The sequence below is a fragment of the Streptococcus bouchesdurhonensis genome (assembly GCF_948472335.1).
This window is the reverse complement of the sequence record NZ_CAOKTW010000005.1, coordinates 70,386-96,629: the sequence shown is the minus strand read 5'-3', so window position 1 is coordinate 96,629 and position 26,244 is coordinate 70,386. Positions and strand designations below refer to the sequence as shown.

General features: G+C 40.5%; 29 protein-coding genes. 1 reads left to right on the top strand and 28 read right to left on the bottom strand.

The annotated features are described in order from the left end of the window. Nucleotides 1-67: 67 nt before the first annotated feature. From gap to tgt, 25 genes are all read right to left on the bottom strand, one after another. Nucleotides 68-1,075 (bottom strand): type I glyceraldehyde-3-phosphate dehydrogenase, encoded by a 1,008-nt coding sequence (gap, locus tag QMQ21_RS09625; protein WP_004257412.1) that lies wholly within the window; start codon nt 1,073-1,075, stop codon nt 68-70. 318 nt (nt 1,076-1,393) lie between these two features. Beyond that, nucleotides 1,394-4,045 carry a bifunctional acetaldehyde-CoA/alcohol dehydrogenase gene (gene adhE / locus QMQ21_RS09620; protein ID WP_261035518.1) on the bottom strand — a complete coding sequence of 884 codons (2,652 nt, stop codon included), beginning with the start codon at nt 4,043-4,045 and terminating at the stop codon, nt 1,394-1,396. A 298-nt stretch (nt 4,046-4,343) separates the two neighbouring features. Beyond that, nucleotides 4,344-4,754: an MORN repeat-containing protein gene (locus QMQ21_RS09615; protein ID WP_000429319.1), complete on the bottom strand. Its 411-nt coding sequence runs from the start codon at nt 4,752-4,754 to the stop codon at nt 4,344-4,346. Beyond that, nucleotides 4,741-5,184, bottom strand: a complete 444-nt coding sequence (locus tag QMQ21_RS09610; RefSeq protein ID WP_261814353.1) for a low molecular weight protein-tyrosine-phosphatase — start codon at nt 5,182-5,184, stop codon at nt 4,741-4,743. The genes QMQ21_RS09615 and QMQ21_RS09610 overlap by 14 nt, the downstream gene beginning before the upstream one ends. A gap of 46 nt (nt 5,185-5,230) precedes the next feature. Continuing rightward, nucleotides 5,231-5,530: a preprotein translocase subunit YajC gene (gene yajC, locus QMQ21_RS09605; protein ID WP_004257425.1), complete on the bottom strand. Its 300-nt coding sequence runs from the start codon at nt 5,528-5,530 to the stop codon at nt 5,231-5,233. Nucleotides 5,531-5,646: 116 nt separating this feature from the next. After that, nucleotides 5,647-7,623 carry a transketolase gene (tkt, locus tag QMQ21_RS09600; protein WP_261814352.1) on the bottom strand — a complete coding sequence of 659 codons (1,977 nt, stop codon included), beginning with the start codon at nt 7,621-7,623 and terminating at the stop codon, nt 5,647-5,649. 116 nt (nt 7,624-7,739) lie between these two features. After that, complete coding sequence (locus QMQ21_RS09595) at nt 7,740-8,363, bottom strand: sakacin A production response regulator (protein ID WP_261814351.1); 624 nt, start codon at nt 8,361-8,363, stop codon at nt 7,740-7,742. 50 nt (nt 8,364-8,413) lie between these two features. Next, the gene (gene jag, locus QMQ21_RS09590; protein ID WP_261070101.1) at nt 8,414-9,403 is read right to left on the bottom strand and encodes an RNA-binding cell elongation regulator Jag/EloR; all 990 of its coding nucleotides are present in this window, start codon (nt 9,401-9,403) and stop codon (nt 8,414-8,416) included. A 17-nt stretch (nt 9,404-9,420) separates the two neighbouring features. Further along, a complete protein-coding gene (locus QMQ21_RS09585; protein WP_261814350.1) occupies nt 9,421-10,245 on the bottom strand; it encodes a membrane protein insertase YidC in 825 nt (274 codons plus the stop codon). Next, nucleotides 10,220-10,591: a ribonuclease P protein component gene (gene rnpA, locus QMQ21_RS09580; protein ID WP_000739245.1), complete on the bottom strand. Its 372-nt coding sequence runs from the start codon at nt 10,589-10,591 to the stop codon at nt 10,220-10,222. The genes QMQ21_RS09585 and rnpA overlap by 26 nt, the downstream gene beginning before the upstream one ends. A 149-nt stretch (nt 10,592-10,740) precedes the next feature. Then, a complete protein-coding gene (locus QMQ21_RS09575; RefSeq protein ID WP_261013479.1) occupies nt 10,741-11,931 on the bottom strand; it encodes an acetate kinase in 1,191 nt (396 codons plus the stop codon). Nucleotides 11,932-11,981: 50 nt separating this feature from the next. Beyond that, complete coding sequence (locus QMQ21_RS09570) at nt 11,982-12,935, bottom strand: class I SAM-dependent methyltransferase (RefSeq protein ID WP_261057336.1); 954 nt, start codon at nt 12,933-12,935, stop codon at nt 11,982-11,984. Between the two features lie 60 nt (nt 12,936-12,995). Next, nucleotides 12,996-13,583, bottom strand: coding sequence for a class I SAM-dependent methyltransferase (locus tag QMQ21_RS09565; protein ID WP_261057335.1), 588 nt, complete (start codon nt 13,581-13,583; stop codon nt 12,996-12,998). A gap of 32 nt (nt 13,584-13,615) precedes the next feature. Then, on the bottom strand, nt 13,616-14,029 hold the full coding sequence (gene comGG / locus QMQ21_RS09560) for a competence type IV pilus minor pilin ComGG (RefSeq protein WP_261057333.1): 414 nt from the start codon (nt 14,027-14,029) through the stop codon (nt 13,616-13,618). Beyond that, nucleotides 14,007-14,468, bottom strand: coding sequence for a competence type IV pilus minor pilin ComGF (gene comGF, locus QMQ21_RS09555; protein ID WP_261057331.1), 462 nt, complete (start codon nt 14,466-14,468; stop codon nt 14,007-14,009). The genes comGG and comGF overlap by 23 nt, the downstream gene beginning before the upstream one ends. After that, a complete protein-coding gene (gene comGE / locus QMQ21_RS09550) occupies nt 14,431-14,733 on the bottom strand; it encodes a competence type IV pilus minor pilin ComGE (protein WP_257617683.1) in 303 nt (100 codons plus the stop codon). Before comGE ends, comGF begins: the two co-directional genes overlap by 38 nt. After that, nucleotides 14,696-15,130 carry a competence type IV pilus minor pilin ComGD gene (gene comGD / locus QMQ21_RS09545; protein ID WP_164925504.1) on the bottom strand — a complete coding sequence of 145 codons (435 nt, stop codon included), beginning with the start codon at nt 15,128-15,130 and terminating at the stop codon, nt 14,696-14,698. The genes comGE and comGD overlap by 38 nt, the downstream gene beginning before the upstream one ends. Next, nucleotides 15,093-15,416 (bottom strand): comG operon protein ComGC, encoded by a 324-nt coding sequence (comGC, locus tag QMQ21_RS09540; RefSeq protein ID WP_000738641.1) that lies wholly within the window; start codon nt 15,414-15,416, stop codon nt 15,093-15,095. The genes comGD and comGC overlap by 38 nt, the downstream gene beginning before the upstream one ends. 1 nt (nt 15,417) lies before the next feature. After that, nucleotides 15,418-16,461: a competence type IV pilus assembly protein ComGB gene (gene comGB, locus QMQ21_RS09535; RefSeq protein ID WP_261057345.1), complete on the bottom strand. Its 1,044-nt coding sequence runs from the start codon at nt 16,459-16,461 to the stop codon at nt 15,418-15,420. After that, the gene (comGA, locus tag QMQ21_RS09530) at nt 16,382-17,323 is read right to left on the bottom strand and encodes a competence type IV pilus ATPase ComGA (protein ID WP_261057330.1); all 942 of its coding nucleotides are present in this window, start codon (nt 17,321-17,323) and stop codon (nt 16,382-16,384) included. Before comGA ends, comGB begins: the two co-directional genes overlap by 80 nt. A gap of 76 nt (nt 17,324-17,399) precedes the next feature. Then, a complete protein-coding gene (locus tag QMQ21_RS09525) occupies nt 17,400-17,765 on the bottom strand; it encodes a DUF1033 family protein (protein WP_000286405.1) in 366 nt (121 codons plus the stop codon). Nucleotides 17,766-17,915: 150 nt separating this feature from the next. Next, entirely contained in the window at nt 17,916-18,974 is a 1,059-nt protein-coding gene (locus QMQ21_RS09520) for a zinc-dependent alcohol dehydrogenase family protein (protein WP_261057329.1), read from the bottom strand. A gap of 162 nt (nt 18,975-19,136) precedes the next feature. Continuing rightward, nucleotides 19,137-20,288, bottom strand: coding sequence for an N-acetylglucosamine-6-phosphate deacetylase (nagA, locus tag QMQ21_RS09515; RefSeq protein ID WP_001134549.1), 1,152 nt, complete (start codon nt 20,286-20,288; stop codon nt 19,137-19,139). Between the two features lie 151 nt (nt 20,289-20,439). Beyond that, nucleotides 20,440-22,257: an acyltransferase family protein gene (locus QMQ21_RS09510; RefSeq protein WP_261814349.1), complete on the bottom strand. Its 1,818-nt coding sequence runs from the start codon at nt 22,255-22,257 to the stop codon at nt 20,440-20,442. Between the two features lie 100 nt (nt 22,258-22,357). Continuing rightward, on the bottom strand, nt 22,358-23,500 hold the full coding sequence (tgt, locus tag QMQ21_RS09505; protein WP_001285237.1) for a tRNA guanosine(34) transglycosylase Tgt: 1,143 nt from the start codon (nt 23,498-23,500) through the stop codon (nt 22,358-22,360). A gap of 118 nt (nt 23,501-23,618) precedes the next feature. Here tgt and QMQ21_RS09500 point away from each other — a divergent pair, with 118 nt between their 5' ends. Beyond that, complete coding sequence (locus tag QMQ21_RS09500; RefSeq protein WP_000876906.1) at nt 23,619-24,476, top strand: DUF975 family protein; 858 nt, start codon at nt 23,619-23,621, stop codon at nt 24,474-24,476. A gap of 25 nt (nt 24,477-24,501) precedes the next feature. On the opposite strand, the gene pcp is transcribed toward QMQ21_RS09500, so the two are convergent. From pcp to QMQ21_RS09485, 3 genes are all read right to left on the bottom strand, one after another. Further along, the gene (pcp, locus tag QMQ21_RS09495; protein WP_000866923.1) at nt 24,502-25,146 is read right to left on the bottom strand and encodes a pyroglutamyl-peptidase I; all 645 of its coding nucleotides are present in this window, start codon (nt 25,144-25,146) and stop codon (nt 24,502-24,504) included. Between the two features lie 112 nt (nt 25,147-25,258). Further along, entirely contained in the window at nt 25,259-25,621 is a 363-nt protein-coding gene (locus QMQ21_RS09490; RefSeq protein WP_143952556.1) for a DUF1304 domain-containing protein, read from the bottom strand. Between the two features lie 10 nt (nt 25,622-25,631). Then, nucleotides 25,632-26,057: a MarR family winged helix-turn-helix transcriptional regulator gene (locus QMQ21_RS09485; protein WP_185952554.1), complete on the bottom strand. Its 426-nt coding sequence runs from the start codon at nt 26,055-26,057 to the stop codon at nt 25,632-25,634. Nucleotides 26,058-26,244: the final 187 nt, after the last annotated feature.

The following is a 26,244-nucleotide window of genomic DNA, read 5'->3' as shown; positions in this document are numbered from 1 at the left end:
GGTATCATCCATTTTTCAATATAAGAAAAGCAAGACCAAAAGGCCTTGCTTTTTATCGACTCATGAATTATTTAGCAATTTTTGCAAAGTATTCAAGAGTACGAACAAGTTGTGAAGTGTAAGACATTTCGTTGTCGTACCATGATACAACTTTAACCAATTGTTTACCGTCAACGTCAAGAACTTTAGTTTGAGTTGCGTCAAACAATGAACCGTAAGACATACCTAAGATATCTGAAGATACGATTGGATCTTCTGTGTAACCGTATGATTCGTTTGAAGCTGCTTTCATAGCTGCATTTACTTCATCAACAGTAACATTCTTTTCAAGAACTGCTACCAATTCAGTTACTGAACCAGCTGTAACAGGAACACGTTGAGCAGCTCCGTCCAATTTACCGTTCAATTCAGGGATAACCAAACCGATTGCTTTAGCAGCACCAGTTGAGTTAGGAACGATGTTAGCTGCGGCAGCACGAGCACGGCGAAGGTCACCTTTACGGTGTGGTCCGTCAAGGATCATTTGGTCACCAGTGTAAGCATGGATAGTAGTCATCAATCCTTCTACAACACCAAAGTTATCATTCAAAGCTTTAGCCATAGGAGCCAAGCAGTTTGTAGTACATGAAGCACCTGAGATAACTGTCTCAGTACCGTCAAGAACTTCGTGGTTAGTGTTAAATACAACTGTTTTAACGTCGTTTCCACCAGGAGCAGTGATAACAACTTTTTTAGCTCCACCTTTAAGGTGCTTTTCAGCTGCTTCTTTCTTAGCAAAGAAACCAGTAGCTTCAAGAACAATTTCTACACCGTCAGTAGCCCAGTCGATTTGCTCTGGATCACGTTCAGCAGAAACTTTAACGAATTTACCGTTAACTTCAAATCCACCTTCTTTAACTTCAACAGTACCGTCGAAACGACCTTGAGTTGTGTCGTATTTCAACAAGTGTGCAAGCATAACTGGATCTGTAAGGTCGTTGATACGAGTAACTTCAACACCTTCTACGTTTTGGATACGACGGAAAGCAAGACGACCGATACGTCCGAAACCGTTAATACCAACTTTAACTACCATTAGTGATTTCCTCCTTATGAAAATCATGAAATTTTTATTGTGAAAAGAGTAACTTGAATCACTACAAATCACCTTTCAACAAACCTATTATATAACTATTTAAGTTTAATTGCAAGTACGGGCATTGTTTTTTGTCTCCACCTTACTTATTTTTCTTTCTTCTTTCAAAGCCTATACTGCTGTCTTTCTTTGTCTACATAGTCATTTCCCACTTTTCTTTTGAGATAAAAATCTAAAACAGAAAGCTAAAATTTATTTTCGATACTCCAATTTCACAAAAAAGAGACAGGAAATTCCTGTCTCTAGGCTGATAAACGATTATTTACGGCGTCCTGGTCTTTCTTTGTAACCATAGTAAGAATCTTCGATGATTTCTTGCATATGGTCAACCATTGGAAGGCGTGGGTTAGCTGGTGAACATTGGTCTTCGTAAGCAAGGAAGGCTAATTCACGTGAATGTTCTTTCCATTCTTTTTCGTCGATACCTTGTGCTTTGAAGTTCATTTGGATACCTACGCGCTCACCAAGTTCGTAGACAGCTTTTGCGTAAGACTCCACACCTTCTTCTGGAGTAGAAGCTGGAAGTCCAAGCATGCGTGCGATATCTTGGTATTTTTCATCTGCACGGTAGTAGTTGTACTTAGGCCATGTTGCTGTCTTAGCTGGACGTGTACCGTTGTAGCGGATGACGTATGGAAGCAAGATAGCATTTGTACGACCGTGAATTGTGTGGAATTGCGCACCAATCTTATGAGCCATTGAGTGAGAAATACCTAGGAAGGCATTAGCAAAGGCCATACCAGCGATTGTTGAAGCGTTATGCATTTTCTCGCGTGAGTGGAAGTCTGCATTCTTAACTGAGCTTTCAAGGTTTTCGAATACAAGCTTGATGGCTTGAAGTGCAAGTCCGTCAGTGTAGTCGCTAGCCATTTGTGATACGTAAGCTTCAGTCGCGTGAGTCAATACGTCCATACCAGTGTCCGCAGCAACAACTCCAGGAACTGTCAATACCAAGGCAGGGTCTACGATTGCCACAGTTGGTGTCAATGAGTAGTCAGCGATTGGGTATTTGCGGTTGTTTGCTTTATCAGAGATAACGGCAAATGGTGTTACTTCAGATCCTGTACCAGATGTTGTTGGGATTGCGATGAATTTAGTCTTCTTACCAAGTAATGGGAATTTGAAGGCACGTTTACGGATATCCATGAATTTTTGAACAAGGTCACGGAAGTCCACTTCTGGTTGTTCGTAGAAGAGCCACATTACTTTAGCAGCATCCATTGGAGATCCACCACCAAGAGCAATGATTGTATCTGGTTTGAAGGCACGCATAATCTCAGTACCACGGTTTACAGTTGTGATATCTGGATCTGGTTCTACATCAGCAAAGATTTGGTAAACAACCTTATTGCGACGAAGATCAAGTTGCTCGATGATACGATCAAGGAAACCAAGCTCTACCATGGCATGGTCAGTAACGATCATGACACGTTCAACGTCACGACATTTTTGAAGGTATTGAATTGAATCACGTTCAAAGTATGTTTTTGAAGGAAGTTTCATCCATTGCATGTTATTTCTCCGTCTTCCGACTTTTTTGATATTCAAGAGGTTAATGGCACTAACGTTATCCCCAACTGAGTTGCGTCCGTAAGAACCACATCCGAGTGTCAATGATGGCAAGAAGGCATTGTAAACGTCCCCGATACCACCGAAAGTAGAAGGTGAGTTACAGATAACACGAATAGCTTTAACAGCTTTACCAAATTCTTTAGTCAATTCTTCATCGGCTGTGTGGATGGCTGCTGAGTGTCCAAGACCGTTAAATTCAACCATTTGACGAGCCTTAGTAATACCATCTTCACGGCTTTCAGATTTCAAAACTGCGATAACTGGTGACAATTTTTCACGAGTCAATGGCTCATTTTCACCAACTTCTTTACATTCAGCAGCAAGAATGTTTGTTCCTTCTGGAACTGTAAATCCTGCTTGTTCTGCAATCCAAGTTGCTGGTTTACCAACGATGTCAGCGTTCAATTTTGCACCAGCACAGTTTTTGCTATTTGCTTTCACGCCGAAGCAGAACTCTTCAAGAAGTGCTTTTTCTTTTTTGTTTACAAAGTAAGTATGATATGATTTGAACTCTGCTACAAATTCATCGTAAATTTCTTTATCAATGATAACCGCTTGTTCAGATGCACAGACCATACCATTGTCAAATGATTTAGACATGACGATATCGTGTGCAGCTTGGCGGATGTTAGCTGATTTTTCAACATAAGCTGGAACGTTTCCGGCACCTACCCCAAGAGCTGGTTTACCACATGAGTATGCAGCTTTAACCATAGCATTACCACCTGTTGCAAGGATTGTTGCAACACCTTCGTGGTTCATAAGGGCACTAGTTGCTTCCATAGATGGTTCAGTAATCCACTGTACACAGTTTTCAGGAGCTCCTGCTTTAATCGCAGCATCACGAACGATTTGAGCTGCGTGAGCTGATGATTCTTGAGCTGATGGGTGGAAGGCAAAGACGATTGGATTACGTGTCTTCAATGAAATCAATGCCTTAAAGATTGCTGTTGATGTTGGGTTTGTTGTTGGAGTGATACCACAAACAACACCAACTGGTTCAGCGATAAGAGTCAAACCTGTTACATCGTCTTCTTCGATAACGCCAACTGTCTTAGTGTGACGCATGTTGTTTACTACATGTTCACAAGCAAACAAGTTCTTAGTTGCTTTATCTTCAAATACACCACGTCCTGTTTCTTCATAGGCATGTAAAGCCAATTCTCCGTGGGCATCCAAAGCTGCTACTGACGCTTTAGCTACGATGTAGTCAACTTGCTCTTGGTCCAACTTACGCATTTCTTCAAGGGCAACTAGAGCTTTTTGCACCAACCCATCGACATGCTTTTCAGCAGCGAGTTTCTTTTCCTCTGGTGTCATAGTTTTTTTATCAGCCATATTTTCCTCCATAGCTTTCAAGGATTTAATCCTTTGTTAATTTTTTCACAAGTTTATTATAACGCATTATTTCAACTTTGTAAACAGTTTCATAAACATTTCACAAAGAATTTTCAGTTCCTTGTGAATTTTTTATCATTTTCTTTACTTATCAAGTTTTTTCGTTAGAGTTTGTGAAATCAATTTCAAATATTTTTTATTTCACAAGCTTGATTGGAAGAGGAGCTTGGAAAGAGATAGATTTTCTAGTAAGCGCTTACTTTTAGATGCTAACAATACCTCCTTTGATAAGGAGGCTTTATTTTTGTTGAAAAACGCCTTGTTTAAAAGTCCCTTCATAAACAACTTCTTGTTCTGTTGTTAGTTTCCCTTTTCCTTCAGCCTGACCATTTACAAAATCACCTTCGTAGGTCCAGCCTTCTTTAGATTGAAAGGTACCTTTTCCGTTGAAGGCTCCATTGTTGAAACCACCAGTATACTGGTCTCCATTTTGGAAGGTAATGGTACCTTGTCCATTCATTTTACCACGTACAAGACTGCCATCGTAAACAATGGTTCCATTATCAAGCTTTAGAACACCTTTTCCGGGAATATTTAGAAAAAAGACGAGCACAGCACAAAAAACAATCGTAACTACTGCCAAAAGCTCTAAACGTTGACGAGTCAGATAGACACGATACTTTTCGTAAAAATTCTTAAGATTTTCCATCTTCACTCTCCTCCTCTAAACGTTCTAACCATGCTTGACAACCCTCTTGAACACGCTGATAGGTTTCCTCAAAATCTCCTGTATACCAAGGATCTGGAACACTTTCAGATGCAAATGAGTAAATCTTATCTTGACAGTCTACTGGACACATCTGACGTAAGTCAGAAACATTTGAAGCATCCATTCCGATAATATAATCAAAGGCTTCAAAATCTTCCTTACTAATCTGAAGCGATGTTTTGGTTTTGTCGTAAGGAATCTCATACTGTTGAAAAATCCCTTGAGTTCCCTTATGAATCGGATTGCCATGTTCCCAAGAAGAAGTCGCTCGACTTTGGATTTCATAATTATCTGTCATTGATTTCATAACAAACTCAGCCATAGGACTACGGCAAATATTCCCCAGACAGACAAAGACTAGTTTTTTCATCCCATTTCCTTTCTTTTATAGAAAAACGGGAGTTAGTAATCCCGTCTTATTTTTCAATTGCGCCTTCTAGTGAAGCTGTTTCTTTCAGCGGTAATACGGTCTTGATAGCAGCTAGTTCAAAAGTCAAGTAAACTCCATCTACATCAAGAACAATCGTTCTCTTCTCAGTATCTACTTCATCGACTGTTCCGTAAAGTCCACCGATTGTAATCACTTCATAGCCTTTTTGTAGTTTATTTAAGCTTTCCATACGTTTTTGTGCTTGTTTCTTTTGAGAGCGTTGCATAAAGAACATCAAGGCAAACATCGCTACAAGCATAATTAAAAATGTATAATTTGGATTCATTTTCTTCTCCTTTGTCTTTTACATAGGACTACTATATCAAATTTCAGCTACTTTTACAAGATTGTACCTTGCTTTTCTAGTAAGAAAAACCAGAGCTTGCGCCCTGATTTTTAGGATTATTTCAAGTTTTGAACGACTTTTACAAGATTTTCAACAGTAAAGCCATATTCTGCCAATACTTTTGGTGCTGGAGCAGAGGCTCCGAAGGTATCAATACCTAGAACGGCACCATCTAGTCCAACATATTTGTACCAGTTTTGAGTTGCACCCATTTCGACTGCGACACGACGACGAACTGCATTTGGAAGAATTTCTTCCTTGTATGCTGCATCTTGTTTATCAAAGACATCTGTAGATGGCATGCTGACTACGCGGACTTTTGCACCTTGACTAGCCAATTCTTTGGCAGCTGAGACAGCAAGATTAACCTCTGAACCTGTCGCAATCAAGATGGTATCAAAGTCTGCTGCATTTTCATAGACAACATAAGCACCTTTTGCAACCTTGTCGAAGTCTGTTCCTTCTTCAACAGTCAAGTTTTGACGTGTCAATACAAGGGCAGTTGGTGTTTTTTCGCTTGTCACTGCAAGGTACCAAGCTGCTTGCGTTTCACGCGCATCTGCTGGACGGAAAACATTCAGATTTGGCATGGCACGAAGACCTGCTAAATGCTCAACTGGTTCGTGAGTCGGACCGTCTTCCCCAACCGCAATAGAATCGTGGGTAAAGACATAAGTCACAGGAAGTCCTTGTAAGGCTGACAAGCGAACAGCTGCCTTCACATAGTCAGAGAAGACGAAGAAAGTTCCACCGTATACACGAAGTCCACCGTGAAGAGCCATCCCGTTCAAGATTGTTCCCATAGCAAATTCACGAACACCAAACTGAATGTTACGGTTCAAGCGATTGGTATCATCTTGAAGTCCATCAGTCTTGATATAAGTCATGTTTGAGTGAGCTAGGTCAGCTGATCCACCTAAGAAGGTTGGTAACTTAGCTGCCACAACGTTCAAAGCATCCTGACTCGAGTTACGAGTTGCTTGAGAGAAGCCATTTTCTAAGGCTGGGAAGTCTGCTGGAGTCACTTCAACTGGATCACGTCCATCGATGATAGCCTCTACTTCTGCAGCCAATTCTGGGTGAGCTTCTTTATAATCAGCAACTAATTTAGTCCAAGTTTGATAAGCTGATGCACCACGGTCTGCAACATGTTCTTTGAAATCAGCATATACTTGTTCTGGGATTTCAAATGGTTCGTATTCCCAACCAAGTGCTTGGCGAGTTGCTGCAGTTTCATCTGCTCCAAGAGGAGCACCGTGTACAGCATTAGTTCCTTGTTTGTTTGGAGAACCATATCCAATAACCGTCTTCACTTCAATCAAAGATGGTTTGCCTGAAGCTTTAGCTGTTTCGATAGCAGCATGGATTGCTTCTAAATCTGTTCCATCTTCAACCAAGGCAGTATGCCAACCATAGGCATTATAACGGTCACGAACACTTTCTGTAAAGGAATCCTTTGTCTCACCATCCAAGTTAATGTCATTTGAATCATAAAGAACAACCAACTTGTCTAGTTTTTGCAAGCCTGCGTATGAAGCTGCCTCGCTTGAGACACCTTCCATCAAGTCTCCGTCTCCACAGATAACATAAGTATAGTGGTCAAAGATATTGTAGCCTTCGCGGTTATATTTGGCTGCCAAGAATCGTTCTGCCTGGGCAAAACCAGTGGCAGTTGAAATCCCTTGACCTAGAGGACCTGTTGTAGCATCAATTCCTGCTGTATGGCCAAATTCTGGGTGACCTGGTGTTTTTGAACCCCATTGACGGAAGCTCTTGATCTCATCCATACTAACATCTTCAAAACCAGAAAGGTGAAGAAGAGCATAAAGAAGCATTGAACCATGACCTGCTGAAAGAATAAAACGGTCACGGTTAATCCAGTTTGGTTGAGCTGGATTGATACGAAGTTGTTTTGTAAAGAGGCTGTAAGCCATCGGAGCTGCTCCCATAACCACACCTGGGTGACCTGAGTTGGCTTTATTAATGGCGTCAATACCTAGGAAACGAATTGCATTAACAGATAGATTTGACATAGAATTTCCTTTCTATTTGAGGTGATTAGTGAATCACACATTCTATTTTACTATTATATGAAAAAATACATAGAATAGCAATTAAACAATTCGACGCTAGATAAGTCTCCTATTTTCTACTCTCTTGTCGCCTGATAGTAGGGAAGTAAGCGTTCATAAGCATCTTCTAATTTTTCTAAAATCACTTCTAATGATTGAGTTTCTACAAAAGAAACATCTACTTTAACTAACACTTTTCGGATTTCTTGACCGCCTACCTTCTCGACTAAGACCTGACGATTTTCTTCGCTCGCCTCCCACCGTTGACTTTGACCATCAGAGTAGACTAGATAATAAATCCCTTCAACGGTTGGAATTTCTAAAACTTTGGCTTGCTTGCCTAGAGTTTGGTCATCTTTCTTGCGCTCAATGAAACTGACTTCTAAAGAAATTCCAAAATCAGTAGATGTCCCGTACAAACGTAAGGCCAGCATTGGCTCTGTCATTTGTCCGTCTCTCTGTATATAAACCCAAAAATGTGGTCGTAAACGTTGCGCCTGATTCATCCACTGGCTAGTCTGTTGGAGTTGCCATTCTGGATGGCTTGCTTGAAAGGCTTTAGCCAGTTCTGTAAAAGTCTTTCGTGCCTCTTGACCTTTGTGGCGAAATGCCAGCATCTTCTCTCGCTCTGCTCCCGCCTTATCAGGATTACGGTACTGCAAACCAGCAAAGTCTAAATAGTCTCTTATCTTATTCAACATTAGTTTAATCTCCTCCAGCTAGCAAAAAATCAGGATAACCCTGATTTTACTTATTCTGTATCTACGACAACATAACGATTTGGCTCATCACCCTCAGAGTAACTAGTCACGCCATCCATACGTGAAATAATACGATGAATAATCTTGCGTTCACTATTTGACATAGGATCTGTTTGATGACTACGTCCTTCTTCTAAAACACGAGTCGCCAATTTTTGCGCATAGGTCTGCAAGACTTCTGCACGATGTTCAACATAATCATTGACATTAATAGTAATGTAGAAGGTTCTTGAATAGCGGTTATAAAGATAATTTTGAGCCAATAACTGCAAGGCTTTCAATACTTTACCATGATAACCGATAATACGCCCTGGCTCATTTGTATCAATTTGTAAATTGATGCTACGACGGTTATAATCATTTGAAATCGTCGCCTCAACATCCATATCATCAATGATTGTTTGGACATAAGTCGTTACTTCCGTAGCTACTTGTTCAATGTCAAAGCTCGGTTCCACTTTTAAGCCCAAATCTTCTAATTCTTGACTTTCAGTTTGTTCAGCTCGACTCTCAACAATAGGAGTTTCTACTTCTTCCCCGAAACCAGCTTCTTCAAGCTGTAATTCATTTAAAATCTCAATATGCCCAGTTTCTTCTAAAATGGTGTTAGCATGTTTTTCATTTTTCAAAATTTCAGCCTTAACTTCATCAGAAACCCCTTGGCCTTCTTCTTCAATCTTTTTAATTGCTTCTACAACATGCCCTAAATCAACAGTCGCTTGACTGACTGTTTTGACTGGTTCATTTTGTTCGTTAATTTCTTTAGGAACACCCTTTACAGCCTGCTGATTAGCTTTAATGACCGTTGTTTCACTAATAGCTTCAATATCAACTTGAGCTGGTTTTTTACCAAATAAACCAAGAAAGCCATTTTTTTCACGAGAAATGACTTTGATATGAGCCTTCAGTCTTGGGATATCTAATTCTTTCAATCCTTTCTGGATTGCTTCTTCAACAGTTGAACCTGTAAATACTACCATTACCAGATTCCTCCTTATTATTTCGTTTTCTGAGCCTTTTTCTTGGCTTTTCTTTTTCTATTTTCCAAATTTTTCTGTGCCTGAACTACCGCCTCGCGCTCTGCGATAATCTTGAATGGATTATTCAAGAAATAGGTTTGCAAGACTTGATAAGCATTGGACACTGCCCAGTAGAGAGCGACTCCGCTCGGAGCATAAACCCCAAAGATAAAGATTAAGACTGGAATCCCATACATCATCGCAGTCGTAGCGCCATTTCGCTCAGACAAGGCTTTATTGGACAACCAAGTACTTAAAAAGGTGAATGCAGCTGCTAAAATCGGAAGAACAAGTGTTGTATCCACACCACCAAGGTTAATCCATAAGAAATGACCTGTCTTTAAAAAGTCAACTCTTGATAGAGCTTGGAACAAAGCCAAGATAACCGGCATCTGAATCAAAATCGGCCAAAGAGAATCTGACTGTCTGACACCCATTTCTTTAAAGACTTTACGCATTTCTTGCTCTAGCTTGGTTCTGCTTTCCATATCACGACCTGGATATTGTTCTCGAAGCGCCTTAATGCGTGGTTGAGCTTCCTGCATTTTTCTGGAAGCCACCATTTGCACTTGGAAGACTGGCAAGAGAACTGTACGAATCAAGACCGTAAAGAGGATAATCCCCACTCCGATACTGATATCAAACGATAAAAAGCGAATGATTTCCGCAAAGAAGTAAACAAATTTACTCCAAAAATCAGCCGAATCGGCTGTAATATCGCTAGTTGTCCCATTAGTCGCACAGGCTGTCATGATCAATAGAGACAGTCCTAGCAAACTAGTCAACTGTAGTTTCTTTTTCACTCCCATTTCCTTCCTGGTAAATCTTTGATAATTTTAATACGTGGAGTAGATTTTTCTCCATCTCTGCGTATCCCAAGGTTTCGACCCCTTTTCGAGCAATGACAACAAAATCGACATCTTCTACCAGACTCCCTTTTGCATTCTGGATAATATGCCGAATCCGTCGCTTAATTTGATTTCTAGTGACGGCATTCCCCAGTTTTTTGCTAACTGATAGACCTACTCGAAAATGATTTTTCTGATTTTCTAGTTGGTAGACAACAAACTTGCGATTGGCAAAACTTGTCCCCTCCTTGAAAATCGCCTTAAAATCTTTCTCTCTTTTTACACGAAAGTTTTTCTTCAAAACTCAACTCCATCTATTAAATTACTACTATTATACCATATTTTTCAAAAAAGCCAATCATAGCAAGGTTTGGGACAATTTCATCAGAAAAAGAAGCTGGAAAAATCACTTTCCCAACTCCTTGTACGGAATATTTTTTCTGATTTTAGTTATTTTTTCAAGCGTTCAACGTCACGGGCAATGACCAATTCTTCATCAGTTGGAATAACCAAAACACGGATTTTCGCTGCCTCTGTTGAGATGTCTCCTGTCACGCCAAAGACGTTCTTTTCTGGGTCAACATCACAGCCAAACCAAGAGATACCTGAGATAACATCTTCACGTACGTTTGCTGCATTTTCACCGATACCTGCAGTAAAGATAATAGCATCTGCTCCATTTAGGACTGCAAGGTATTGACCGATATGTTTTTGGATACGGTCAACATACATTTCATAAGCCAAAGTGGCATCGTGGTCCCCTTCTTCCATAGCAGTAATCACATCACGCATATCACTAGATTTACCTGAAACCCCCATTAGTCCTGATTCACGATTAAGAACGTGACTAATGTCTTCAGGAGTGTTAAAGTCCTCTGTATATTGCATTAAGTAAGGAATGATAGCTGGGTCAATATCTCCTGTACGTGTTCCCATCATCACACCACCAAGTGGAGTGAATCCCATTGAAGTATCAACAGATTGACCGCCCTTAACTGCTGTAATAGAAGCACCATTACCGATGTGGCAAGTAATCAATTTCAAATCCTCTAATGGACGTCCCAAGAGTTTTGCTGCTTCTCCTGCTACAAACTGATGGCTTGTACCGTGGGCACCATATTTACGAACCTTGTTTTCTGTGTAATATTTTGTTGGGAGAGGGTAGCGATAAGCTTTCTCTGGCATACTTGTGTGGAATGAAGTATCAAAAACAACTACACTAGTAATGTCTGGCAACAATTCCTTGAAGGCACGAACACCTGCTGCATTGGCTGGATTGTGGAGAGGAGCCAACAAGCTCAACTCTTCAACTTTTTCTAAAACATCTCCCTCAACGACTGTTGATTCTTTGAAATATTCTCCACCTGCAACAACACGATGTCCAACACCTGTAATCTCGTCATAAGCCTTGATAATATCGAAACGAATCAAATCATCCAATAAAATTTTAACAGCTTGTGTATGATTTTCGATATCCAAAATTTGTTGTTCAGAACGGCCATCAAATTTTACAGTTGAAATTGAATCTTTCAAACCGATACGTTCAATCAACCCTTTCGCCAATACTTTTTCTTCTGGCATTAAATATAATTGCCATTTCAAACTTGAACTTCCCGCATTGATTGCAATTGTTTTTGTCATAACATGATACCCCTTTTTAAGCGTTTTCATCTATTATAACAAAATCTATTTTATATTTCAGTACCTTGAGTCCATTTTTGAAAATTTTCTTTAAATTTCATTAAAACACTTGCATCTTGCAAACTAGCAAGTGGATAAACAAAAGGATCTACTGCTGTTTCACTTTTCTTCTGTAAGATAAAAATAGTCTTAGATTGTTTAGCATTAGCAAAGAGATTTTCAGGCAAACTAATCATGGCAACTAGATTCGCCTCCTCTTTCAACCAGCCTTTCAACAAGTCACTTTGAGGGCTGGTCAACAAATCACTCGGAGCGAGAAAAATAGCGTATCCATCTGACTTGAGGTACTTAAGTCCTTGTTCCATGAGCAAGTGATGGGCGTAGGTATGTTCTTGACTAGAAGCAACTTGATGGCGCGACGCAACGGCATCATCAGGATAATAGCCGACAGGCAAGTCGCTGATGACCACATCGCTTTCTTTGAGCATTTGTGGACGAACGGCATCTCCTTGGACAAAGCCAGCCTGCAAACCAATTACATCTGCCATGCTAGCCGCCAAATCAATCAGCAAATCATCCACTTCCATTCCCAAGTAATCCACCTTTTTATCAAGCGAGGTCAAGAAAGTAGCGCCCAAAATTCCCATCCCAGAACCCATTTCGAGGATCGTAATCTCCTTCTCTTTAAACAACTCTTCCACAATAAACACCAAAAGTAAAGCAATGGCATCTGGTGTAAACTGGTGATTGGCCTGTAGGGGCTCTGTCTGCCCAGCCTTCATCAAGAGAAACTGGTAGGTTTTGAGCCATTCTTCTTTGCGTAGCGCTAAGCGTTTAAGGGCATGATTGTTCTCCTTGACCTGCTCTAACTCAGTCTCACCATCCAAATAGATGCTGTTTTGCTCCACCAGGGCGTCATAAAAGTTGGTCGCCAAATCACTTTGGATGACTTGGACATTCTCTAGTAAATACGTATAAGCTTGTTCAATTTTTTCAAAATCCATATTCCTATCTTATCAAATTTCCCTTCTTTTTTCCATCCTTATAGAAAAATCACTCCCTGACTAGGCGAGTGATTTTTGGGCTACTGTTAAAAAGAGTTCTGAGTAATTTCCTTGAAACAGGTCTTCAGCGCTATAGAGGATCTGACTATGCACAGATGAAAAACCAAACTGGGCTAGCTTGTTTTCCAGTTCAACCAATTCAAATCCATGATGGTTAGCTTCTGTCTTAGTAAAATCAGCAAGTAGGAGTTGTCCATCTTCCTTCAAATGTTGATGAAACAGTGAGAGAGCCGCATCCAAATCAGGCATATGGTGAAGAACCCGACAAACAACAATGAGTTCAAATTCTTGCTCCAAGGGATTTGCCAGTAAATCTTGCTCCAAAAACTGGATATTCTTAATTTCTTGCTGCTCCGCTTTCAAGCGAGCTTGCTCCAGCATTTTCTCAGAAATGTCTATAAGAGTGACTGATTTAGCCTGCTTGGCTAGGGGCAAGGCTAATAGACCCGTCCCTCCACCGAAATCCAAAATTTCTTTGTCTGATAGAAGATCAATCTGTTTCTCGACTGCTTGACAAACCAAGTTTGCAAGGAAGATATTTTTAGGGGAATCAAAAGTTTCTGCTTTGTGGTTAAAATCATGTTTCATGCTTTTAGTTTAACACAAAGTAGCTTGATTGGCTAAGAATTATCTTTCTTTTCGACCTTCTCTTCTGATTTTTTCTTCTCCACTTTTTCGCTTGAATCGGTCGCTACCTCTTCCTTTTTCTCTATTTTCTCTTCTTTGATTTTGACTGAAGGAAACAGAAACTCATATTGACTCTTAGGTGTACGAACCGTCGTCACCAAGCCAGTTTTCTTGTTTTGATAGCTTACCTGACCTAGATTAAAGACCTGTTCCCCACTTTCCTTATCAACCTTATCTTTGGTTCGCTTGGCCATAGCAAAAGCAACCAATTTTTCTTTATTTAAAGCATATTCTTGATAGTGGGCGACTTGTCGGTTCAAGTAAAATTGTAACAAAAGACTAAAGATGGCTGCCATGGTGACTGCATAGAGGAGAACACCTGCCTTAACTTTTTTCTTTTTCCACACGATAGATGAACTCCCTTTCTAAGCCTTTTTGGAACTGGAAACGAAAACGAACCAGTTGATTGTCCTCTGTAATCTGCGCAGATTTGAGGCCATAAACCATCGGCTGATAACCCCGTCCACTGGCATCGGTTTTCCGAAAATCATCTGATTTTGACTTACCGATGGCGATGTCCTTACCATCCTGCTTCATATAGATGCGATTGCCCTCCACTTTTTCGAACTGTGAACGGTCTAATTCTGTCTCCAGCTGATCCACAAACAAGAGCCACTCTTTTTGCTCGCTTTGTTGCTGGTAGCGAACTTCTGAAATAAGGAGCTGACTCATGGCTTGAAAGAGAAGTAAGCTTCCACTGATGACAATGAGGGCAATCAAGGATTCCAACAAGGTAAAAGCCTTGACCTTATGGCTCTTTGATAGCCAACAACTGTTCTGAACCATGGTAGACCTCCAATCCCTTTTCACTAGAAAACACCTGAATCTCAACTCCATTTATGTTTACTTGATTTTGACCTGTCTGCAAAGCCATCTTAGCTACCCTCAAGACTTCTTCCTTTTGCAAGATTTTTGCTTCTTCTTGCCTATTTTTCTGAATTTGTCCCAAAAAGAGGGTTGCAATGCTGGCAAAGATAGCTAAAGAAACTACTGCTTCCAGTAAAATCACTGCCCTAATTTTTTGTTTCCTTAATGCGTTTAATTTTTCCATTTCCTAAATATAATTGATAACGAATCGCTCCTTTACTGGTCTGAAATTCAACCTTAGCTAGGGACGAATTGCCCCCAGCTCGGTCAAATGTAATACTTTGGCCTGATGGTGCCTGAATTCCTTTAGGAACTGTCAGCTTTTGACTGCCATTGCTAATCGTCTGCCCATCTAAGTTTAGACTAGTCTTTTGCTGACTAGCTACACTGCGTTTTTGGGTTTCCCGATAGAGTTCTTCAAACTCCATAAAGAAAATCTGCTCCTCTACCGCTGCAAAAGTGGACTGGACAGAGCCTGACAAACCCAAGGCAAGGATACTCACAAGACCCAAAACCAAGAGACTTTCCAGCATGGTAAAGGCCTTAATCTGCAACGGTTTGACTGGTATTTTGTTTAGCATGGTATTCTTTATAAGCTTTAGCCTGTTCTTCTGTGATTCGCCCATCTGCTTGTAACTTGCTTAGGCTAGCATCTTCATTTTTATCCAAGCTATAAAGCTCTGCCTGGCTTTCCACCACCTTAACAACAGCAGCTTTTCCTTTGTCATTGACCGCTTCTTTTTGCTTGGTCAGATTAGGTACAAAGAGTAATAGAAGCACACTGATGATGAGTAAGACCACCAACATCTCCACAAGTGTAAAAGCTTTAACCTTAGCTTTTTTCAAGAATGTCATCATTTTTTTCATGTTAAAAATTTACCTCCATATTTTGATACATGGGCATGAGCATTGCCGCATAAAGTAAAACGATAATCAGTGCCACAAAGATGAAAACCAGTGGCTGCACCAGATTCATGGTGCGGTTGACTCGGGTAAAAAAGGCCTCCCAAGTTTTTTCAGCATAGATTTCCAACTCACTACCCAGCTTGGACTTGACTTCCCCATACTCAATGATGAGACTCAACTCCTTTTTAAAGAAAGGATAGGTTCCTATCGTCTGAGAAAATTCCTGACCATTTTGTAGGGCTTGAGCCAAATCTCGACCGATTTCTTTAAAGAGTTGGGAACCTTGTTCCTGCATGATCTGAAAAATCTGCGTCAACTCCATCCCCTGCGAAATCATATTCCCCCATTCACGCGCATAATAGGCTGTCAAATAGGTCTGCACAAAGATTCCAAGAAAGGGAAGGCGTGCTAAGATAGAAAAGACGCGCATCTTAGAGCTTCTTTTATAAAAAGTTAGTGCTAAAAGGGCAAGTATGGAAACAAACCCTACCATTCCTAGAAAAATTTGTGGCAGATTGCCAATGATTTGAGTGGCAATATTGCTACTATCCAGTTGTGGGAGTAGGTAGTTCCGTAGCCCCAGCATGATTAAGAGAAGAAAACCTAGCAAAATCAAGGGATAGGTCGCTACTTCAATTAATTTTTTCTTGACCTTGGCAAGATTGTCTAGATACTCTTCTATCTTTCCCAAACTCAGGTGGAGATTTCCATGAACTTCAGCTAGGGATAACTGAGTGACAATGGCACTTGAAAATCCCAAACTTTCCATCATTTCTGAGAATGATTTCCCCTGAGACAAGCCTGTACGCATCTGGGTCACACACTGCTTGTCCAACAAGGCACTCCTATCTAAAAAGGAGATAGTCTCTACCAGATGAAAACCGCTGGAAAAGAGATTGTTAAACAAAGTGATGATATTTTTTTGCTTAGATGTAGCTAATTTTTTCCGTTTCAGCTTGAAGGCTTGTGATATGTCCGTCTTTAAGAAGCTGGTCAATCTGTTCATTCCAACTAGTTGGCTGGTGTTCTTGATAGTCTTTGTTTGCAAAGTCAACGATTCCTCCTCCCCCGATTAATCTCTGGTAGCAGACTCCTTGCAGAACGACTGCCAATTCCTCCTCACTCACACCCAACTCCAGCAGGCGCTCATAAACACCTCGAATACTCTTGGCATGAATGGTTGAAAAGACTGTCGCCCCTGTCAAACTAGCTCTGACTACTGCACGCGCCGTCTCGCTGTCTCGAATTTCTCCGATAATCAAGAGATCTGGTCGATGACGCAAAGAAAGTTTGATGAGATTTTCATAGGTTAGCCCGATTGCTTCGTTCAACTGCAACTGAAGCATGTCGTCCTGCTTGATTTCAACAGGATCTTCGATGGACATAACTTGCTGTCCTTTAAAGAGAGATTTAGCCAATTCATGCATTAGGGTCGTCTTGCCACTGCCGACTGGACCAGCAAAAAGATAGAGTCCCCGTTGCCTGTACTGCTTACCCAGTTCTCCAATATCCTGAAACCAAAAATGTAAGTCTTGCTCCTCATCGTGCAACAAGCGAATGACTAAACTCTCATGTCCTCGATAATCGCCTACAGTAGATAGACGTAGAGATGCCATCTTCTGGTCATAGGCATAATCACAGGAACCAAGTTGACTACGTCGCTTTTCTCCTACATTCATACCCGCCACAAACTTAAAGTGACTGATGACTGCCGCAAATTTTTCAAAATCATAACAACCGATTTTACAGCGCTCGTCTCCTACCCTCATATGAAGCTCATAGGCGTCTAACTTGGGGACAAAATAAATGTCTTGCGCCCCTTTTTTCCGAGCCGAACGAATAATTTCTTGTGCAATTTCTTGAACCATACTTACCTCCTCACCTATACTATTCGCAAAGATTTGGAAAAATAAAAAAAGCAACTCCAAAAAAGTTACTTTTTCTCTATTTTAATTTCATACGGCAAGAACGGTGCCTTTCCTTACCAGTTTGTTTTTCATAGCCTGGACGTAATTTTTCATCTGGGATAACCTGCTCATCCTGTAAAAGAGCCAAAGAATGGTATTGTTGTAAATACTCGTCACATTCATCACACCAGCGTTGGTCTTCTGGATCCCAAAAAATGGTCATCAAATCACTTCTACTTTTATAAAGAGGGGATTCTTGTTCCAATCTAAACCAGCAAGTTTTGTAGTATTTGAGAGCATCATAATACTGGTCAAATTTCTTACTTGCTACAATATCTTCTTCCCAACCTTCTAAGAACCACCACGGTTCAAAATCTCCGTACATTTCTATAACACGATACATATTCATTCATTCCTTTGTACCGTATATTATAACCAATTCCGCCAGACAAGGAAAGAAATATGCTCATTTCTTAATTTCTCGATAAAAAATCCAGCCATCTGATGGATGACTGAATTTCTATTTACTTATGTTCCAAAATGTTTTTACTACTTAAGCTTCTGAAATATCGTTTTCAATGATGACCTTAATGGCATGGTGGTCTGCTGCCTTACTGAAGACTTCGTAGGCTTTTTTAATTTCACTGAGTTTGAAATAGTGAGTTACCAATTTTTCTGGTTCAATCTTATGACTTTCAAGTGCTTTCAACAATTGTGGAGTTGTATTTGTAGATACCAAACCAGTTGTTACATTGATGTTGCGAATCCAAAGTTTATCTAAATCGAATTCAACTGGTTTACCATGCACACCACAGTTGGCAACCGTTCCGTCTACACCTATAATCTTTTGACAGAAATCAAATGTTGCAGGAATACCAACAGCTTCGATAGCGACATCCACACCACGACCATCTGTCAAATCATAAATTTCTTTAATCGCTTTTTCAGGGTCTGAAGAATTAACCTTATGAGTCGCACCAAATGATACAGCAGTTTCCAAGCGGTTATCATCTAAGTCCACCATAATCAATTTAGCTGGTGAATAGAATTGAGCTGTCAAAAGAGCTGCCAATCCAACTGGTCCTGAACCAATAATAGCTACGCTGCAACCAGGTTCTACTTTCCCTTTTAAGACACCAATTTCATATCCAGTAGGTAGAATATCTGATAGCATAACCAAGGCTTCATCTGACAAGTCTTCTGGAGTATGGTAAAGAGTGTTATCTGCATGAGGGACACGTAGATATTCAGCCTGCATACCATCAATCAAGTGACCGAAAATCCAGCCCCCTTCGTCTTCACAGTGGGCATAAATTCCTTTTTTACAGTAGTAGCATTTACCACAGGCACAGACACAAGAAATCAAGACCTTGTCGCCTTTTTTGAAATTCGAAACTCCTTCTCCAACTTCTTCAACAATCCCAATCCCTTCGTGACCAAGAATGGTACCACTTTGGCAAGCGGGAACATCCCCTTTGATAATATGGAGGTCTGTTCCACAAATAGTGGTTTTTACGATACGCACAATAGCGTCAGTTGGCTTGCGAATAACTGGTTTGTCTACGTCAACAAAAGAAGCAAGTCCTGGTTTAACATAAGTATAGGCTTTCATAATGTACTCCTCCGTTTTTTATTTGTACTATTTATAATATAATTGTAAGCCTTTTCATTTGTTTATTCAAGAATTTTTGTGATTTTTTTTAACTTTTTTATTTACCGGTAAAGCAATATAGATAAAAAAGCAGAAGCTAATCTCTAACTTCTGCTTTCTATCTTATGCTTGATAACGTTTCACACCGTCTAGGTAGGTTGCTACCAATTCCAAATCTTTATCTAATACGATAAAGTCTGCGTCGTAGCCTTCACGGATTTGACCACAGACATCGTCAATGTGAACGGATTTAGCTGGGTTGAGGCTGGCCATCATGACTGCTTCATGCGGATTCGCAATACCCCACTCGACTACATTTCTCATACCATCTTTAAGTTTGAGGATAGAACCTGCCAAATTACCAGTAGATTTGAGACGTGCAGTTCCATTTGCTACTACAACAGGGAATTCTCCCAACATATAGTCACCGTCTTCAAGCCCACCAGCTGTCATACAGTCCGTAATAAGAGCGATGTTTTCTGTCCCCTTTTGCTTAAGTAAAATCTCACAAGCTTTTGGATCTACGTGATAACCATCACAAATCAATTCTGCGTAAGTATGTGGGAGCTCATACATAGCTCCTACCATACCTAGTTCGCGGTGTGTTAAACCACGCATCCCATTATAGGCATGTACCCATACACTAGCTCCAGCATCAACTGCCTTCTTAGCTTGTTCAAATGTCGCATCTGAGTGTCCAAGTGCAACTGTCACACCTTCACCTGTAATAGTACGTACAAAATCTTCCACCCCATCACGTTCTGGTGCAATAGCGATTTTATTTAGCATCCCTTTTGCAGCATCCTGCCAAGAATGAAACTCCTCAACACCCGGGTCTCTCATATAAGTTGGATTTTGTGCCCCCTTAAAAGTTTCTGTGAAATATGGACCTTCATAATAAATCCCACGAATCTTAGCACCTGTTGCTTCTTTATAATGGTTTCCAAGATTTTCAGTGACTGCAAGCAATTGCTCATAAGTGGCTGTTAAAGTTGTGGGCAAGAAACTGGTAACACCGGTACTAAGAAGTCCTTCACTCATAGTATGCAATGTACCTTCAATGTTGTTGTCCATCACATCTACACCTGCATATCCATGAATATGAGTATCCACAAGACCTGGTGCAATGCTATAACCAGTATAGTCAAGAACCTCTGCTCCTTCAGGAATTTGATCCACATGTTTCCCAAATTTGCCATCAACAAGTTCTAAGTACCCACCGCGACGAATGCCAAATGGATAGAAAAACTGATCCGCTTTAACGTAATTAGGCATAATAATGACCTCCTTAAAAGATTACTTTTGATATTTATTATGTCAATTACATTATAAACCTTTCTGATTCATTTGTAAATGGTATAGACCTATTTTCTAGAGATATTTTAAAAGAGCTGGATTTCTCCAACTCTTCTCTTTTTAATACAAGTTATTTTGATTTGACTGGCTTGTCTTGAGCTGTTTGCAAGGCTGTAGCAATGGTATCTGCATACAATTTAGCTCCTGCTTCAATTTTACTATTGTCACTTCCAAAATGGACTTGGTCTGTCCCAGTCCAGATCTCTGGATGCTCTTTAGCAACTTGATTCCAATCTGCTATCGTGATGTAAGGAGTCTTCTCTGCCAATTCTCTCATATAGGCAGCCACCTTCTCAACGATGGCATAGGTCTCTTTTGTCTTATCTCCTTCATAAGGAGTCACCAAAACCATATGGTGCCCCTTAGGAAGATTTTTCACGATACTATCCCAATCTTCCTTGTAATTTTCAGGATTATTTACCCCAGTTGCAATAACCACCATCTTTGGTAGAAATTTATTCTGGCTATTGTTGAGCATGATTTCGTTGGCGGTCTTGGTTGTTCTGCTGACTTGTGCATTAATCTGTGCTCCAGGAAGGGCTGTCTGCAAGGCTGTATTAGCTCTTAGTGCTACCGAATCACCAATTAACATAGTGCCATCAGCAATTCCTAAACTATCAGCTTCTGCTCGTTCTGTCATTACCTTGGTCTGGTTAATATTTGTTGCAGCTTGCTTCAAGCCATTGACAGTTAAGTCTGTCTCAAAAGCTCCCACTTGTGGTGCCAGCAAAGTTACTAAGAAGACAATGAAGGCCAAGATTCCAGTACTTGCTGCAAGGATTGTGTGAATATGAGGCAGGGGACGAAAGGCTTGTATAATAGGTGTGTTCTTTCCCGCAATCCAAGGTTCCAGCACATAAAATGACAGGCTGGCAAATCCATAAGAAAAAATCAAAGTCAGTAACACAGCAAGAAGATTTGATGTCAACTGTGAGAAAATAATGTAGAAAGGCCAATGGAAAAGATAAACCGCATAGCTAGTATCTGCTAAAAAGCTGATAATCTTTGGCTCCTGCATGTTAGGAGTCTTTTCATGTAAGACACGCGCCGCCAGAATCATAGCAAGGGCTGCAAGGCTGGCAAGCAAGAAGCCCATAAGATAGGCAAAGAGATAGGTAAATTTGACAAAGAAGGTCAAAATGAGTAAGAATCCAAAACCTCCCCCAAAAACCAAAAGGGTCTTGCGTAAATCCCAGATTTTATCCAACTGCTTGACGAGGGAAGTCGTCTGACGAACGCCTACAATCGTTGCTAGGATACTTCCCAAAAAGAATGGATAGACATGAGTTAAACTGGAGAAGTAAACAGAGGAATAAGAGGTCACTAGAAAACTACCAATAAACATGGAGAAGAAGCTGATTAAAAAGGCAGCAGCTGATAAGAGAAAAACCATCCCCTTCAATTGACCATTTGATTTAGCCTGTTTGGATAAGAACCAAACTGCCAATCCCCAGAGGATATAGTAGTGAACCTCAACGGCCAAGCTCCAATTATGAACAAACAAGTGAGGAATGAACTGTGATTCATAACTCCCACCTGTTAGAAGTTCATAGAAGTTAGTCATAAAGCCTAAGACACCCGCAATCTGACCGCCAATTCCAGCTACATAGTCTTGACGAACCAAGAAAGTAAAGGGCATGGTCACCAAGACCATCAAAACCACAGGTGGCACAATCCGATAAAAGCGTCTTCTAAAAAATCCAAGCAAATCAATTTCATGATTTTTAGAAAATTCTTCGATGAGTAGAGCCGTGATCAAGAAACCTGAAAATGTGAAAAAGACATCTACCCCGAAAAATCCTCCTGGAAAGATGGTCTGAAAGAAGTGATACAAGAGTACCAAAAGTAAACCTGTAATCCTAATCAAGGAAAACCATTTAATGCGCATACGAGTTTATTCTTCCTTTCATTGTACACTTTATTCTATCAAAAAAAGAAGAAAAATCCTAAGAGAAAACTTAGGATTTTTAGCTTATATCAATTCCAGTTTAAAAATTACGCCCTGATTTATTATAGCCATATTTTTCAACAAAATACTCACGGAACTCCAAGAGATTGTCATCCATAATGGCTTGTCGCACTTGCTTCATCAGGTTAAGCAAGAAGTAAAGATTGTGATAGCTAGTCAAGCGAATACCAAAGGTTTCATCAGCCTTGAGCAGGTGACGAAGGTAGGCGCGTGTATAGTTCTTACATGTGTAGCAATCACACTCAGGATCCAGTGGTGTAAAGTCCTCAGCAAACTGGGCATTTTTGACAACCAAACGTCCCTGACTGGTCATACAAGTCCCATTACGAGCGATACGAGTCGGCAAGACACAGTCAAACATATCTACACCACGAATCACCCCATCAATCAAGCTATCTGGCGCTCCCACACCCATCAAATAGCGAGGTTTATTTTCAGGTAGCAGTTGGGTTGTGAAGTCCAAGACGGCATTCATCTCTTCGTGGGTTTCTCCAACTGCTAAACCACCAATAGAGTAGCCTGGGAAATCCATGCTGACAAGGTCGTGAGCCGATTGACGGCGAAGATCTTCAAATCCAGCCCCCTGCACAATCCCAAATAACCCTTGGTCATGCGGACGACGGTGAGCCTTCAAACCACGCTCAGCCCAACGGCTGGTACGCTCGATTGATTTCTTAACGTAGTCGTAAGGTTGATAAAACTGAGGACATTCGTCAAAGGACATCATGATGTCTGAGCCCAAATTATTCTGAATAGAAATGGCTTTTTCTGGGGACAAGAACATCTTAGAACCATTGAGATGGTTTTTAAAGGTTACTCCTTCTTCTGTGATATTACGGCTATCTGCTAAGGAATAAACCTGAAAACCACCACTATCTGTCAAGATAGGCTGGTCCCAATTCATGAACTTGTGGAGACCACCTGCGCGTGCGATGAGTTCATCTCCAGGACGAAGCCAGAGATGATAGGTGTTTGACAGGATAATTCCCGAACCCATCTCCTTCAATTCTTCAGGCGACTGAGTTTTGACAGTGGCTTGTGTCCCAACTGGCATAAACATAGGTGTTGGGAAGGTACCGTGGGGAGTGATGATTTCTCCCAGACGAGCTCCCGTGTGTTTTTCTTTCTTAATCAAACGATATTTGATTGGTGAATCTGACATTTTTTACCTCCGAAGCTGGGAAAAACAGTCCCAGTTCATACTTTGTGCCCAAGGGCATACTGTATGATTTTATCAAAAAAAGCTGGAACTGTCACGAACTATGGTGTATAATGAGAGAATGAAATACCCAAAAATTGATTTAAAAACCATTCGTCTGCAAGCTAGACAATTTCAGGCTGAAAATCCCCGTCTCTTTCTCGTCTATCTCTTACCTAGCATGCTGATCATTTTGTCTGGCTTCCTCAATCCCTTAGAGCGCATCAACGAGAGTGTTTTAGAACAACCCTTTTTAAGCGTGTTTGGCCATGTATTCCAAGCCTACCTTTTTCCTCTATTAGTCTCCTTTATCGGAACAATACTTCTGACCAGTTCAGTCTATACAACGCTGAAACTCATCAAGAATCCAGATACAGAACTATCCGTCAAAAATAGTCTCACTCTCTTTAACGAAGAGCACTTTTCACAAACCTTTTTGACTCTACTTCTCAAACGTTTCTATCTCTTCTTATGGAGCATTCCTAGTTTACTCGGGATTTACTTTCTCTTTTACAGTAGCTTTTTAGCCAAGAAATTCGTTGTCCTTCATCCTGAGTTTCCTAATCTGGATCTCTCGTCAGTTGAAACTGAACGTTTCCTCATGACCTTTGGTCTCTATTTTCTAGCAAGTATCCTCTTGATGATTGTCGGAAATAGTCTCTATATTCCACAATACTATGCCTATTCGCAGGTAGAATTTCTCCTCTGTGACACCCTAGACTTGGGCCAAGCTAAACCAGGGCAAATCCTTAAAACCAGCCGTTTCCTGATGAAAGGCTATAAGTTTCAGCGTTTTGTACTAGACTTACAACTCCTTCCTTGGTACTTCCTCAATTGGATTACCTTTGGAATTGCTAGTTTTTCACTCCTACCCTACATTAAAATCAATAAAATGATTTTTTACCGAGCAGTACTGGCTCGAAAACGTCCAAAAGCTTGAAGGTGGCCCCTCAAGCTTTTTTCTATCAATGAGTTTCTCCACCTACCAACTTGAGATCCTGATCTCCATGTTCTATAATAGCCCCGATTGCCGCTTCTATCCCTCGCCTAATATCCACTAAACTCATAGCTGGAGTAGTCGGTCGATTCACCACCTGTTCCATCATATAAGGAATGTGCATAAAACCTGCCTTAACATGTGGAAATTTCTTTTCTACCAAATAGAGAGCCTGATACATCAAATGATTGCAGACAAAAGTCCCTGCCGTATTTGAAACAGAGGCCGGCAAGCCCTCTTTTTTTATAGCTTGGACCATCGCTTTAATCGGCAGACTACTAAAGTAAGCCGGAGCACCATCTGGACGAATGGGAAGGTCAATCGGCTGATTACCTTCGTTATCAGGAATGCGTGCATCGTCTTGATTTATAGCCACTCGCTCAGGTGTCAAGCTGGTTCTTCCACCTGCTTGGCCGATACAAAGGACAAAGTCCGGTTGATAACGACTCATTTCTTCTTCCAATACTTGGGCCGATTTGTGAAAGACTGTTGGCACTTCTAGCCAACGGACCTCAGCACCATGGATTTCAGCTGGTAAACCTTTAATGGCCTCCAAAGCTGGATTGACCTTTTCCCCTCCAAAGGGCTCAAAACCTGTCACTAATACTTTCATTTCTAACTCCTTACAACCAATTCCATGAAACTATTTTCTTAAAAACAAGTATAACATATTTCCCTTATTCTGGAGTGAAAAGGACTAGAGAGGATCAGACCGGCATTAAAGTTTATTTAAAGAGAAAAATACTAATCAAGGCCAAAATAGCTGGTCCACCTTGCTTCAAAATAATTTTCTTATCTGCTGTGAGAGAGCCATAAGCCGCAGCACCAATCACAAATAAAACAAAAATAGTCACAATTTCTAAATTCTGTGAGAAATAAATCCCATACAAGAGAAAGACTCCTAACAGAGCATTATAAATCCCTTGATTTTTAAACAATGAACTTACAGACGGACGAGCCAGTTCTTCCTTTTCCATGTTAAATACTCGACTGGTTGCATCTGATTGCGTTGCAATACTTTCCAAATAAAAAATGTAAAAATGCTCCAAAGCAACAATCGTTGCTAAAATGATTGTAATAATTGACATCTATTTCTCCTTAAATTTCTATATTTTCAATACCCAAAACCAATTTATTTACTAAACGGCTGAGTTCTGTTCTTTCAGACTCTGTTAAGATACTTTCCATCTCTTCCTTAACCTTGATATGCTGCAGAGGCGGATTCACAACTAACTGCTCTTTGGCATACTTCGTAGCCTCCACCAACACTTCTCGCTGATTTTCAGGATTACGATGACGCTCCACCAAACCTTCCTTTCCCAGAATTTTGAAATGTCGGGTCAAAGCAGCCTGATCAATCTTCAAACGCTCCTGAACCGCTATTTGATTACAAGGGGAATGCTTCAGCAGAAACAGTAAAATCTGATACCGTGTCAAACTAATCCCAAGTTTTTTTTTAAACAATTGCGTACTCGCTTGCTCAGACAAGCGGAGTTGATAAAGCAGATCTTGAATCTCTATCATTTCTTCCTCCTTTTTATTGATTGATCAATAGTTGACTAATCAGGTATAATGCAAAGTAAAATAAATTGCAAGAATGTTGCTTGGATTATTACAAGATGGTAACTTCCCATTCAAATTGACAAAGAAAAAACGAACGAGACTCGCTTCCTATCATGAAAGCTAGATCTCATTCGTAAAAAATGATATT

Bases quoted from the DNA above. Each gene is read 5' to 3' on its own strand.
- QMQ21_RS09595 (WP_261814351.1), bottom strand. From the start codon at position 8,363: ATGTTGAATAAGATAAGAGACTATTTAGACTTTGCTGGTTTGCAGTAC.
- adhE (WP_261035518.1), bottom strand. From the start codon at position 4,045: ATGGCTGATAAAAAAACTATGACACCAGAGGAAAAGAAACTCGCTGCT.
- tkt (WP_261814352.1), bottom strand. From the start codon at position 7,623: ATGTCAAATCTATCTGTTAATGCAATTCGTTTCCTAGGTATTGACGCC.
- yajC (WP_004257425.1), bottom strand. From the start codon at position 5,530: ATGAATCCAAATTATACATTTTTAATTATGCTTGTAGCGATGTTTGCC.
- QMQ21_RS09520 (WP_261057329.1), bottom strand. From the start codon at position 18,974: ATGAAAGCCTATACTTATGTTAAACCAGGACTTGCTTCTTTTGTTGAC.
- pcp (WP_000866923.1), bottom strand. From the start codon at position 25,146: ATGAAAGTATTAGTGACAGGTTTTGAGCCCTTTGGAGGGGAAAAGGTC.
- nagA (WP_001134549.1), bottom strand. From the start codon at position 20,288: ATGCCTAATTACGTTAAAGCGGATCAGTTTTTCTATCCATTTGGCATT.
- QMQ21_RS09525 (WP_000286405.1), bottom strand. From the start codon at position 17,765: ATGTATCGTGTTATAGAAATGTACGGAGATTTTGAACCGTGGTGGTTC.
- QMQ21_RS09485 (WP_185952554.1), bottom strand. From the start codon at position 26,057: ATGATAGAGATTCAAGATCTGCTTTATCAACTCCGCTTGTCTGAGCAA.
- QMQ21_RS09500 (WP_000876906.1), top strand. From the start codon at position 23,619: ATGAAATACCCAAAAATTGATTTAAAAACCATTCGTCTGCAAGCTAGA.
- QMQ21_RS09610 (WP_261814353.1), bottom strand. From the start codon at position 5,184: ATGAAAAAACTAGTCTTTGTCTGTCTGGGGAATATTTGCCGTAGTCCT.
- comGD (WP_164925504.1), bottom strand. From the start codon at position 15,130: ATGCTAAACAAAATACCAGTCAAACCGTTGCAGATTAAGGCCTTTACC.
- comGB (WP_261057345.1), bottom strand. From the start codon at position 16,461: ATGAACAGATTGACCAGCTTCTTAAAGACGGACATATCACAAGCCTTC.
- jag (WP_261070101.1), bottom strand. From the start codon at position 9,403: ATGGTAGTATTTACAGGTTCAACTGTTGAAGAAGCAATCCAGAAAGGA.
- QMQ21_RS09565 (WP_261057335.1), bottom strand. From the start codon at position 13,583: ATGAAACATGATTTTAACCACAAAGCAGAAACTTTTGATTCCCCTAAA.
- gap (WP_004257412.1), bottom strand. From the start codon at position 1,075: ATGGTAGTTAAAGTTGGTATTAACGGTTTCGGACGTATCGGTCGTCTT.
- comGC (WP_000738641.1), bottom strand. From the start codon at position 15,416: ATGAAAAAAATGATGACATTCTTGAAAAAAGCTAAGGTTAAAGCTTTT.
- QMQ21_RS09615 (WP_000429319.1), bottom strand. From the start codon at position 4,754: ATGGAAAATCTTAAGAATTTTTACGAAAAGTATCGTGTCTATCTGACT.
- QMQ21_RS09490 (WP_143952556.1), bottom strand. From the start codon at position 25,621: ATGTCAATTATTACAATCATTTTAGCAACGATTGTTGCTTTGGAGCAT.
- tgt (WP_001285237.1), bottom strand. From the start codon at position 23,500: ATGTCAGATTCACCAATCAAATATCGTTTGATTAAGAAAGAAAAACAC.
- QMQ21_RS09570 (WP_261057336.1), bottom strand. From the start codon at position 12,935: ATGGATTTTGAAAAAATTGAACAAGCTTATACGTATTTACTAGAGAAT.
- comGA (WP_261057330.1), bottom strand. From the start codon at position 17,323: ATGGTTCAAGAAATTGCACAAGAAATTATTCGTTCGGCTCGGAAAAAA.
- QMQ21_RS09510 (WP_261814349.1), bottom strand. From the start codon at position 22,257: ATGCGCATTAAATGGTTTTCCTTGATTAGGATTACAGGTTTACTTTTG.
- QMQ21_RS09575 (WP_261013479.1), bottom strand. From the start codon at position 11,931: ATGACAAAAACAATTGCAATCAATGCGGGAAGTTCAAGTTTGAAATGG.
- comGE (WP_257617683.1), bottom strand. From the start codon at position 14,733: ATGGAAAAATTAAACGCATTAAGGAAACAAAAAATTAGGGCAGTGATT.
- comGF (WP_261057331.1), bottom strand. From the start codon at position 14,468: ATGGTTCAGAACAGTTGTTGGCTATCAAAGAGCCATAAGGTCAAGGCT.